The organism is Quisquiliibacterium sp. (assembly GCF_982640115.1).
Genome location: NZ_CEXFHW010000133.1, coordinates 1 through 11,176, shown reverse-complemented (window position 1 = coordinate 11,176; position 11,176 = coordinate 1). Strand labels below are relative to the sequence as shown.

At 71.3% G+C, this 11,176-nt stretch carries 7 protein-coding genes and 1 pseudogene; 2 read left to right on the top strand and 6 right to left on the bottom strand.

What is annotated here, in order from left to right; genetic code table 11:
* Position 1 precedes the first annotated feature (1 nt).
* Positions 2-658, top strand: a complete 657-nt coding sequence (locus AC2H6A_RS14060; protein WP_484274223.1) for an ABC transporter ATP-binding protein — start codon at positions 2-4, stop codon at positions 656-658.
* Between the two features lie 37 nt (positions 659-695).
* Here AC2H6A_RS14060 and pgi read toward each other — a convergent pair whose 3' ends face one another.
* From pgi to AC2H6A_RS14030, 6 genes are all read right to left on the bottom strand, one after another.
* Positions 696-2,381 (bottom strand): glucose-6-phosphate isomerase, encoded by a 1,686-nt coding sequence (pgi, locus tag AC2H6A_RS14055; RefSeq protein ID WP_484274222.1) that lies wholly within the window; start codon positions 2,379-2,381, stop codon positions 696-698.
* Entirely contained in the window at positions 2,368-3,891 is a 1,524-nt protein-coding gene (locus AC2H6A_RS14050) for an NAD(P)H-hydrate dehydratase (protein ID WP_484274221.1), read from the bottom strand. The genes pgi and AC2H6A_RS14050 overlap by 14 nt, the downstream gene beginning before the upstream one ends.
* A 67-nt stretch (positions 3,892-3,958) precedes the next feature.
* Positions 3,959-5,278: a TRAP transporter large permease gene (locus AC2H6A_RS14045; RefSeq protein ID WP_484274220.1), complete on the bottom strand. Its 1,320-nt coding sequence runs from the start codon at positions 5,276-5,278 to the stop codon at positions 3,959-3,961.
* Positions 5,275-5,808, bottom strand: a complete 534-nt coding sequence (locus AC2H6A_RS14040) for a TRAP transporter small permease (RefSeq protein ID WP_484274219.1) — start codon at positions 5,806-5,808, stop codon at positions 5,275-5,277. Before AC2H6A_RS14040 ends, AC2H6A_RS14045 begins: the two co-directional genes overlap by 4 nt.
* 7 nt (positions 5,809-5,815) lie before the next feature.
* Entirely contained in the window at positions 5,816-6,784 is a 969-nt protein-coding gene (locus tag AC2H6A_RS14035; RefSeq protein WP_484274218.1) for a TRAP transporter substrate-binding protein, read from the bottom strand.
* A gap of 80 nt (positions 6,785-6,864) precedes the next feature.
* Positions 6,865-8,796 (bottom strand): HDOD domain-containing protein, encoded by a 1,932-nt coding sequence (locus AC2H6A_RS14030; protein WP_484274217.1) that lies wholly within the window; start codon positions 8,794-8,796, stop codon positions 6,865-6,867.
* Positions 8,797-9,009: 213 nt separating this feature from the next.
* Here AC2H6A_RS14030 and purL point away from each other — a divergent pair.
* Positions 9,010-11,176 (top strand): annotated as a pseudogene (gene purL, locus AC2H6A_RS14025) (phosphoribosylformylglycinamidine synthase); the annotation flags it as partial.

Here is an 11,176-nt window from a genome sequence, read left to right as displayed (position 1 = left end):
TATCGTCGAGGGGCTGGGGCGTCGGGTGCGCGACGCCGATGGCTGGTTGTCGATCCTGGAGGATGTCTCTTTCAGGGTGGCCCGTGGCGACACCGCGGCCATCGTCGGCGCGTCGGGCTCGGGCAAGTCCACCTTGCTGGGTCTGCTGGCCGGACTCGATCTGCCCAGTGCCGGGCGTGTGGTGGTCGGCGGGCAGAGCCTCTTCGATCTCGACGAGGATGGCCGCGCGGCCTGGCGTGCCCGGCATGTCGGCTTCGTCTTCCAGAACTTCCAGCTGCTGCCGCAGATGACGGCCCTCGAGAATGTCATGCTGCCGCTCGAGCTCGCCGGCGAGGCGGCGGCTGCCGAGCGCGCGCGCGAGCTGCTCGACCGGGTGGGGCTGGCCGAGCGGGCCGGCCACTATCCGCGCACGCTCTCGGGTGGCGAGCAGCAGCGGGTGGCCATCGCCCGCGCCTTCGCGGGCTCGCCTCCCCTGCTGCTGGCCGACGAGCCCACCGGAAGCCTGGATGCGGCCACCGGTGAGCGGATCATCGATCTGCTGTTCACGCTCAATCGTGAGGTCGGGGCCACGCTGGTCCTGGTCACCCACGACGAGGGCCTGGCCGCGCGCTGCCGGCAACGGCTGACCCTCAAGGCGGGGCGTCTCGTCCAGGCCTGAGCCGCAGCCCTGGAGGGCTGCCGCGCGCGAGCCTGGTTCAATCGCCGGGGCGCGGCGCCGCGGCACTGCGGATGAGGTCGTCGGCCTGCAGCGCGGCGCCGAGCCGCTCCACCCAGGCACGGGTCGCGGGATCGGCGATGGCGCCTGCCGCGCCGGCATCGCCTTCGCGGGCTGCGCGCAGCGCGGTCTCGATCGGCCCGGCCATCTGCTTGCCCAGCTCCACGCCCCACTGATCGAAGGGATTGATGCCCCAGAGCCAGGCCAGCACGGCGGTCTTGTGCTCGTAGAGGGCGATCAGCGCGCCCAGGGTCTGCGGGGTAAGCCTGCCGATGAGCAGCGTGGTGGAGGGGCGGTCGCCGGCATGCACGCGATGACTCGCCGCCTGAGCCGCCTGGGCCTCGCTCATGCCGGCGGCACGCAAGGCATGCTCGACCGCCTCCCGGCTGCGACCCAGCATTAGCGCCTGGGCTTGCGCGATCGCATTGGCCAGCAGCGCTTCGTCGCGGCGTTGCGGGTCGGGCCGGTCGGGAAGGGCGAGGACGAACTCCACCGGGTGCGCTGCCGTGCCCTGGTGCAGTGCCTGGAAGAAGGAGTGCTGGGCATCGGTGCCGGCCGCGCCCCAGGTGACCGCGGCGGTATGCCAGTCGAGGGCGTGGCCGGTCTCGTCCACCGACTTGCCGTTGCTTTCCATCTGCAGCTGCTGCAGGTAGCTGGGCAGCCGGCGCAGCGGCTCGCAATAGGGCGCGACCACCTCGGTGGCGGCCGGATCGAGCAGGCGGTTCCAGAAGGCGACCAGGGCGAGTGCCACGGGCGCGTTCTCGCCCAGCGGCGCCTGCGCGAAATGGCGGTCCATCGCATGGGCGCCGGTGAGCATCGACTGGAAACCCGCCGGACCGACAGCCAGCATCAGCGGCAGGCCGATCGCCGACCAGAGCGAATAACGGCCGCCGACCCAGTCCCAGAACGGGAAGAGCGATTCGGCCGCAATGCCGCTGGCTGTCGCGAGTGCGGGTGCCGCCGTGACCCCCGCGAGGTGGCGCGACAGCCCGGGGCGCGAGATGCCGGCCGCCTCGAACCAGGCCACCACGGCGTCCATGTTGCGGGCGGTCTCGAGGGTACGCCAGGACTTGGAGGCAATGATCGCCAGGCTGCGGTGAGGGTCGAGCTGAGCCTGCAGGGTCTGCCAGGCTGCGGGGTCGACATTGGACAGAAAATGCAGCCGCGGGCCGCCGGCAGCATGGGCCGCGAGAGCCTCGCTGGCAAGCTGCGGCCCGAGATGCGAGCCGCCAATACCCACGCAGATCACATCGCTCAGGACTTCGCCACGCTCGCCACGCCACTCGCCGCCGCGCACCGCCGCGGCGAAACGGGTCATGCGCTGCAGGCATTCGGCCACCTCGGCCGGTTGCCCTGCGCCGGCGGGAGCCCGCAGCGCGGTGTGCCATGCGGGTCGGTGCTCGGTGGGGTTGACCACCGCCCCGGCCAGCAGGGCGTCGCGCCGGGCGGGCACGCCGGCCGCCACCGCATAGTCGAGCAGCGCGAGTCGCTGGGCCATCGACAGCCGCTGGCGGCTGATGTCGAGGCACAGGCCGGCCGCCTCGAGGGTGAACGAGTGCACCCGCTGCGGCTCGCGCTCGAAGAGGCTGAGCAGACGGACGTTGCGGGCGGCGCTGGCCTGGGCCTGCAGCATGCCGATGCGTTGATGGCGTTCAATGGGGGTCATGCGGGTCCTCGGGTGCGGGCCAGGCGCCGGGCAGCAGCGCGGGCAGGTGGGCGGGATCCAGACCGGCGCCATGGGGATGGTCGAGCCGCCAGAGATCGGCCGCGTGGCCATGCAGCCAGGCGCCGAGACAGGCCGCCTCCCAGGCGGCGTAGGACTGGGCGAGCAGGCCCCCGATCAGCCCGGCGAGCACATCGCCGGTGCCGCCGGTGGCCAGGGCTGCAGAGCCGGTGGTGTTGATTGCCCATCGTCCGCAGGCTGTAGCAATGATCGTTCCCGCACCCTTGAGCAGCACCACGGCCCGGCGCTGCTCAGCCAGGCGCAGGGCCGCCGCCAGCCGGTCGGACTGGACCGCAGCGGTGCTGATGCCAAGCAGCCGGGCCGCCTCGAGCGGGTGGGGAGTCAGCACGGTCGGGCCCTGCCGCGCGGCCAGAGCGCGCGTCAGCACCGGGTCGGACGCGATCAGGTTGAGCGCGTCGGCATCGACCACGCAGGCCTGCGCTTCAGCCAGCGCGGTGCGCAGTCGGGCGGATGCCCTGGCGCTCATGCCGAGCCCGCAGCCGATGATCACGGCCTCGACATCATCAGCCGCGGCATCGAAGGACCGGCTCATGAGCTGGGGAGCATTCCCGGCAAGCGGCACCGCCTCCGGGCAGGCTAGCCAGACCTTGCCGGCGCCGCTCGCCTGGGCGGCGGTGGCTGCCAGCACGGCGGCGCCCTGCAGACCCGGTGCTCCGCCCATGACCACGACCCCGCCGAAGGAGCCTTTGTGCGAGACCCGCGGACGCGGGCGCACCAGGGAGCGCGCCCTGTCGAGGTCAAGCAGCAGGCCGTCGGCAGGCAGAGGGACGAGCACCCCGAGCGGATCGACGCGCACCTCGCCGGCGAGCGCAGGACCCTGCCCGGTGCGCAGTCCCGGCTTGTCGGCAAGCAGGCTGAGCGTGAGATCGGCGCGGAAGGCGCCGGCCAGGTCACCGCCCACCACCTCGCCGGTGTCGGCATCCAGGCCGGAGGGCAGGTCGATGGCGAGCAGAAAGACGCCCGCGCCGGCGACCGCCTGCGCCGCGGCACGCGCCGTCGCGTCCAGCGCCCGCGTCAGTCCGATGCCGAAGAGCCCGTCGATCACCAGGGCGGGCGAGGGCAGAACGCCGCCGGCGCTGAGCGCTGCCGGAAGATCGGCGAGGCAGTGCAGCGCAAGGCCTGTGGCCAGCCAGCGCTGATGGGCGTTCAGGGCATCCGGGGCACTCGGCGCGGCACGGGTGAGGCACCAGGCCTGCACCGGGAAGCCCCATGCGTGCAGGTGCAGGCCCGCGACGAGCGCGTCGCCCCCATTGTTGCCGGGGCCCACCAGCAGGTGGATGGGCGCGCCGCGCGGACGTTCGCGGGCGATGCGTGCCGCGGCCGCAGCCACCGCCCGACCGGCACGATCCATGAGGGTGCCGGGGGGCAGCGCAGCGATCGCCTCGGCCTCGAAGCGGCGCAGCGTGGCGGTGCGCAGCATCGCAAGACTCACCGGCGCGCTCCCGCAGCGCGGGGCAACGGTGGGTCGCTGGCGCGCAGCCGCAAAGGCATCACACGGCTCAGCGGTCCTTGCCCATGACGGCGTCGGGCAGCCAGGTGACGATCTCGGGGAAGACCGTGATCAGGGCGATGCACAGCAGCAGGCACATGAAGAACGGGATCGCGGCGCGCGCGATCACCGTGCTGTCCTTGCCGGTCATGTTCTGCAGCACGAAGAGGTTGAAGCCCACCGGGGGTGTGACCTCGGCGATCTCCACCAGCAGCACGATGAAGATGCCGAACCAGATCAGATCGAAGCCGGCCTTCTGGATCATGGGCAGCACCACGGCGCTGGTGAGCACGATCATCGAGATGCCGTCGAGTGCGGTGCCCAGCACCAGGTAGAGCAGCGATAGCACTGCGATGAGCGCGAGCGGTGACAGCCCCAGCCCGTGCACCCATTCGGCCAGCTCGCGCGGGATGCCGGTGAAGGCCATGGTCTTGGTCAGGAAGGCCGCCCCGGCCAGGATGAACATGATCATGCACGACACCCGGGTGGCGCTCATCAGGCTGTCGCGAAAGCTCGCCCAGGTCAGCGAGCGGCTTGCCGCCGCGATCACCAGCGAGCCGAGCACACCATAGGCCGCGCACTCGGTGGCGGTGGCCCAGCCGGCGACCAGCACCCACACGATGAACAGGATGAGCAGCGCGCACGGGATGAGACTGCCCGATCGGCGCAGCTTCTCCATGAGGCTGCTCGGCGGATCGGGGGGGGGCACCTTGTCGGGATGGCGCAGCGACCAGGCCGCGATGTAGCCCGAGAAGAGCACCATCAGGATCAGGCCCGGGATGAAGCCCGCCAGGAAGATCCGGATGATCGAGGCGTCGGCCGCCACCGCATAGACCACCATCGTGATCGAGGGCGGGATCAGGATGCCGAGGGTTCCCGCGGTGGCGAGCGAGCCGAGGGCGATGCGCTCGTCATAGCCGCGGCGGGCGAGCTCGGGCAGGGCCACCTTGGCGATGGTGGCGCAGGTGGCTGCCGACGAGCCGGACACCGAGCCGAAGATGCCGCAGCCCAGGATGGTGGTGTGCATCAGCCGGCCAGGCACCCGGTTGAGCCAGGGCGACAGGCCCTCGAACATCTGTTCCGAGAGCCGGGTTCGGAAGAGGATCTCGCCCATCCAGATGAACAGCGGCAGCGCCGCCAGCTCCCAGGAGGCGTTGGATTCCCACAGGGCCGAGAACAGGTTCTTGCCCCAGACCACCGCGGGCAGGTTGGCGAACAGCGCCATGCCGATCCAGCCGACCAGCGCCAGGGTGACCGCGATCCAGATGCCGCCGCCCAGCAGCAGCAGCATCACCAGCAGGAGGAATGAACCGACCTCGACGACGTTCATACATCCTCGCTGAAATCGCCGCGGGCATGCCGTTCCTCGACCGCCACCACGTAGTCGGGGCGGTTGCCCCTGAGCACATGCACGAACTGGTCGGCCATGGCGATGAAGAGCAGGGTGCTGCCGATGGCGATGCTCGACTGCGGGATCCAGATGGGGATGACCACCAGGCCGCCGGCCATGTCGCCGAAGCGCCAGCTGTCGACGACATAGCGGGTGACCGAGAGCGCGATGTAGCCGGTGAAGACCGTGCCCACCGCGAGCGCGGCCAGTTCGGCCCAGTGGCGGGCCCGGGGCCCGAGCTTGTCGAGCACCAGCACCACACGGACGAAATCGCCGTGGCGGAAGGTGTGCGCGAGCCCGAAAAAGGCGGCCGCCGCGGTCATCCAGGACACGATGTCGTCGGTGCCGCCGGTGCGCATGCCGAGGGTGCGCATCACGGTGGACACGATCATCACGAGGAAGATCAGCAGCACGAAGAGGCCGGCGAGGGCGCCGGCGCCGTCGATCAGACGCCTGAGGAGTTCGCGCACGCCAGGCTCACTTGCGGTAGGCGTCGACCAGCGCCTGACCTTCCGGGCCGGCCTTCTTCAGCCAGTCGGCGATCATGACATCACCGAGCTTCTTCAGTTCGGCGGCGAACTGCGGGGAGGGCTTGAGCACCTGCATGCCCTTGGCCTTGAGCTGCTCGAGGTACCAGGTGTTCTTCTCCTGGGACACCCGCCAGCCGCGGGCCTCGGCCTCGGCGGCCGCCTTCATCAGGCCGTCCTGCGTGGCCTTGTCCAGCGCGTTGAACGCGGCGCGGTTCACGATCACCAGATTCCTGGGCAACCAGGCCTGAGTGTCGTAGAAGTACTTCACATGCTCGTAGGTCTTGGAGTCGAAGCCGGTGGCGCCCGACGAGATGTAGGAGTCGACCACGCCGGTGGCCAGGGCCTGGGTGAGTTCGGCCGCCTGGATGGTCACCGGCTGGGCGCCGACCAGATCAGCGATCTTGGCGGTGGCCGGGCTGTAGGCGCGCCACTTCAGGCCCTTCATGTCGGCGGTGCTGTTCAGGGGGCGCTTGCTGTACACGCCCTGCGGCGGCCAGGCGACGCCATAGAGCGAAAGCATGCCCTGCTCGCCGAGCTTGCGATCGAGCGCTGCTTTGGTGACCTTGGCGAGCTTGGCGGCCTCGTCATAGCTGTCGGCCAGGAAGGGCAGGCCGTCGATGCCGAAGATCGGCCACTCGTTCTCGAAGTTCACCAGCAGGATCTCGCCGGCCTGCGCCTGGCCGCCCTGAACGGCCCGCTTGATCTCGGGCGCCTTGAACAGCGAGGCGTTGGCATGGACCACGATCTTGAGCTTGCCGCCGGTGGCTTTCTCGACATCGGCGGCGAACTGCACCAGGTTCTCGGTGTGGAAATTGACGGCGGGGTAAGCGGCAGCCAGGTTCCAGGTGGTCTGGGCCAGCGCGGGCCCGGCCAGCGCCAGCGCGGCGCTCGCCAGCAGGGTCTTCAGGATCTTCATGGGGCCTCCGGATGGGATGGCCGGCTGCGAGTCAGCCGGCTCGGACCCCGAGTGTAGTGGAAGCCTGTCAGGATCCGCGCTCAGACCACGACGCCGGGTGCGGCGAGGGCCAGTGCGGTCTGGTTGCGCAGCGCGCGCATGAGCGAGGTGGTGGCCTCGTCGAACTCGAATCCGGCCGGGATGGCCTTGTCGGCGTACACGATGGCTTCGGTGCGCGCGTCGAGCACCACCGAAAGCATCAGGAAGCTGCCGGGTGCGTAATGGCGGCGGTGCCAGGCGCTCAGGCCGGCACTCACCCGCGGCGCGCCGGCGTTGGCGATGTGGAGGTCTACGCCTCTGGCGACCGCCACGCTGAGCAGGTCACCTTCATCACCGGCCGGGATGCGGAACAGGCGCAACCGGCCCGCGTCGATGTCACCGGCGCCGAAGCGGCCGACGAGATGCTGGCGGTTCGCATCCCAGCTGGCGAACACCACCCGCCGGCAGGCCAGCACCGTCAGCAGCCGGTCGATCACGATGCGCACCGCCGCCGCGCCCTGATCGCCCCGGCAGAGCATGGCCGAGACCTCGGCCAGGGTGTCGGCCAGGGCGCCGATGCGGCGGGTGATGGCGAGCGGATCCTCGGGGGGCGACGCGGGCTGGGGCGTGCTCGAAGACATCTGGTCAGGCGTGGGCACGGAAGGCGGCCCGGACTCGCCCATGGGCGCAGGCGCCTGCGTGGGCGTAGCCTGCGGCGGCAGGGACGCGGGCGAATCGGCGTCCGGGTTGACGGACCCGACGGTCGATGGCTCGTGGGGCCCCTCGGCCTGGCCTTGCGCCTCGCTGCCGAGCCCGCTCTCGGCGCCGACACCGTCGGCGGGCTCGCTGCCGCCGTCTCCGTCCCCGGGGTCGTGCTGCCCGCGAGGTGCATGGACCGAGGACATCGCGGGGTCCGGCTCGCCGGCGGCCGTGTCCGGGGCATTCGCCGGATCGCCATCAGGCCCGCCGGCAGCCCCTGCGCGACGGGCCCGACCGGGATCGAGCCCGAGCAGACGACGCCCGAACGGCGTGCGGGTCATGTCCACGCCCATGGCGAGCCCGATCTCGCGGGTGTGCGCGGTGGCCAGGGCGAGGGCGGCCTGCATGGCCTGTCCGGATAGCCCGAGCGCGGCGTGATAGCGGTCGGCGAGCGCCTGGTGGGCCTGGCCGTCGGCCGGTCCGTGCTCGTCCACCATCTCGCAGATCTCCACGCCGAGATTGGCGGCTACCCTCACCGTGAGCTCGAAATTGTGGCAGGGCGGCACCGGGCCGCGGACCGCCGAACGCAGCAGACCGCTGAGCAGCACCGGCGGAAAGCCCCAGGCCTCGCCGAGCGCGTGACCGAGGTCCTCACAGGTGACGCCAAGCACCGCCAGCGCGGTCTCGCGCGCGACCTGCGGCCGGGGTTCGTCGGGCGCGCGCTCGATCAGCCGCGCGGATTCATCAGGCAGGTGGCACAGCACCAGCACCTGGCCCAGACGATGGAACATCGCGGCCAGCCCCGCCTCCTCCCAGAGCCGGCTGCCAGGGGTGAGCACCGAACGGGCCATCAGGCTGGCCAGGGTGGAGCGGATGAATTCATCGCTGAGCCGGGTGGCGATGCGGCTCTGCCCGAGCCGCTCGAACATCACCAGCGAGAGCGCCAGCGAGCGCAGGGCATCCATGCCGAGCATCTGCAAGGCGCGCGACACCGTGCTGACCGGCTCGGCGGACGGGGCCCGATAGAGCGCCGAGTTGACCAGCCGCATGAGCCGCTGCGACAGGGCGGTGTCCTTCATCACGGCGCGCGCCACGGCGGCCAGATTCTGGCGGTCGCCGGCCACGAGCTGGCTGACCTCGCGGACGGCCTTGCCCATGGCGGGCAGATCACCCCCGGAGCGGATCCGGTCGACAAGCGTCTGCAGCGGCTCGATCGGGCGGGGCGCGCCGGGCATCGGCGCGCTGGCGCTCACCCGTCCGGGCACGGCGGCGGTGGCGCTGGGAGATGGGGTCATGGGGTCGGGGGCAGGCTGCGAAGCCGGACGAGCAGCCCCGCAAGGCTGACAGGAATCTCGGCGGCTGACTGTCGATTAGTTCCGCCCTGGGCCTCGACAAGGCCCGCCCGGGCCGGGTTGCGGGCGCCGGGAAAGCGCCGGCCTTGCCAGATGCCGAGCCTATAATCGCGGCTTCGCGCGCCTGCCGGCGCCGCCCTTCGGCCCGAAGCCCCGATGTCCGAGCACTTCCTTCTGCCGGGTCCGCCCGCGCTCAGCGGTCTGCGCCGTGACCGCCTCCTGCAGCGCCTGAAGGCGATTGATTCCCGGGTGGATGCGGTCGAGGCTGCGCAGGTCTTCCTGGTCTGGTCCGAGCACCGGCTGAACGATGCCGAGCGCGAGCGCCTGCGCGCCTTGCTCGATGTGCGAGCCAGTGCCGCGGCCTCCTCGACCACGCCGGTCTGGGTCGTGCCGCGGCTGGGCACGCTCTCGCCCTGGGCAAGCAAGGCGACCGACATCGCGCGCAACTGCGGCATGCCGTTCATCCGGCGCATCGAGCGCGGCGTGCGCTACAGCCTGGGCTTCAGCGCCGGCCTGCTGGGCGGCCTGCTCGGTGGTACGCGGGCCCCCGATGAGGCCCGGCTGCGCGCGCTTGGCGCGCTGCTCCATGACCGCATGACCGAGACGCTGCTGCTGACCGAGCCCGATCCGGCCGCCCTCTTCCGGCCTCTGCCCGGCCGGCCGATGCAGCGCGTCGCGGTCGGTGCGCAGGGCCGTGCGGCGCTGGTGCAGGCCAATGCCGAGCTCGGTCTGGCGCTGTCCGAGGACGAGATCGACTACCTGCTGGCGGCGTTCCGCACGGCCGGACGCGACCCCAGCGATGTCGAGCTGATGATGTTCGCGCAGGCCAACTCCGAGCACTGTCGTCACAAGATCTTCAACGCCTCCTGGACGCTCGATGGCGAGCCGCGCGAGCAGACCCTCTTCGGGATGATCCGCAGCACCCATGCCGTCAATCCGGAAGGCACCGAGGTGGCCTATGCCGACAATGCCGCGGTGCTCACCGGCGCGCCCTCGTTGCGCTGGCATGCCGGGCCGCCCGACGAGGGCGGGCGCTATCGCGCCGAGCCGGTGCTGCTGCACAGCCTGCTCAAGGTCGAGACCCACAACCATCCCACCGCCATCTCGCCGTTCCCGGGCGCGGCCACCGGCGCCGGGGGCGAGATCCGCGACGAGGGCGCCACCGGCCGCGGCTCGCGGCCGCGCTACGGCCTGACCGGGTTCAGCGTGTCGAACCTGCGCATCCCCGGCTTCGAGCAGCCCTGGGAAGGCGGCGCCGATCTGGCCGCCCCGGGCGCCCCGGCCGGCACGACATCGTCGGTCGGGCGTCCTGACCGGATCGCAAGCCCGCTGGCGATCATGCTCGAGGGCCCGATCGGCGCGGCCGCCTTCAACAACGAGTTCGGCCGGCCAAGCCTGCTTGGCTACTTCCGCAGTTTCGAGGCGCAGGTGGGCGAGCGGGTGTGGGGATACCACAAGCCGATCATGCTGGCGGGCGGTGTGGGCGACATCGATGCCCGCCATGTCGGCAAGCACGGCCTGCCGGTGGGCACGCTGCTCATCCAGCTCGGTGGGCCGGGCATGCGCATCGGCCTGGGCGGCGGCGCCGCCTCCAGCCTGGGCGCCGGCAGCAACAGTGCCGAGCTCGACTTCGATTCCGTGCAGCGCGGCAATCCCGAGATCCAGCGCCGTGCCCAGGAGGTGCTCGATCGCTGTTGGGCCATGGGCGAGGCCAACCCCATCCTGTCGCTGCATGATGTTGGCGCCGGCGGCCTGTCCAACGCCTTTCCCGAGCTGGTGCACGGTGCGGAGCGTGCAGCGGTGTTCGAGCTCGCCCGGGTGCCGGTGGAGGAAAGCGGCCTGTCGCCGGCCGAGATCTGGTGCAATGAATCGCAGGAGCGCTATGTGCTCGCGATCGCGCCGGCCAGCCGCGATCGGTTCGCGAGTCTGTGCGAACGCGAGCGCTGTCCCTGGGCGGTGGTCGGCACGGTCACTGACGACGGGCAACTGGTGGTGCGGGCCGAGGATGGCAGCCGACCGGTGGACATGCCCATGGATGTCCTGCTGGGCAAGCCGCCGCGCATGCACCGCACGGGCGAACGCCGCCTGCGCACGCTGCCACCGGTCGATTGCGTGGGTCTCGACCTGGTCACGGTGGCCCGACAGGTGCTGAGCGTGCCGGCCGTGGGCAGCAAGGCCTTCCTGATCACCATTGGCGATCGCAGCGTGGGCGGCCTGTGCTCGCGCGACCCGATGGTCGGCCCCTGACAGGTGCCGGTGGCCGACTGCGCGGTGGGCCTGAAGGACTTCACCGGCGTGCATGGCGATGCGCTCGCGCTGGGCG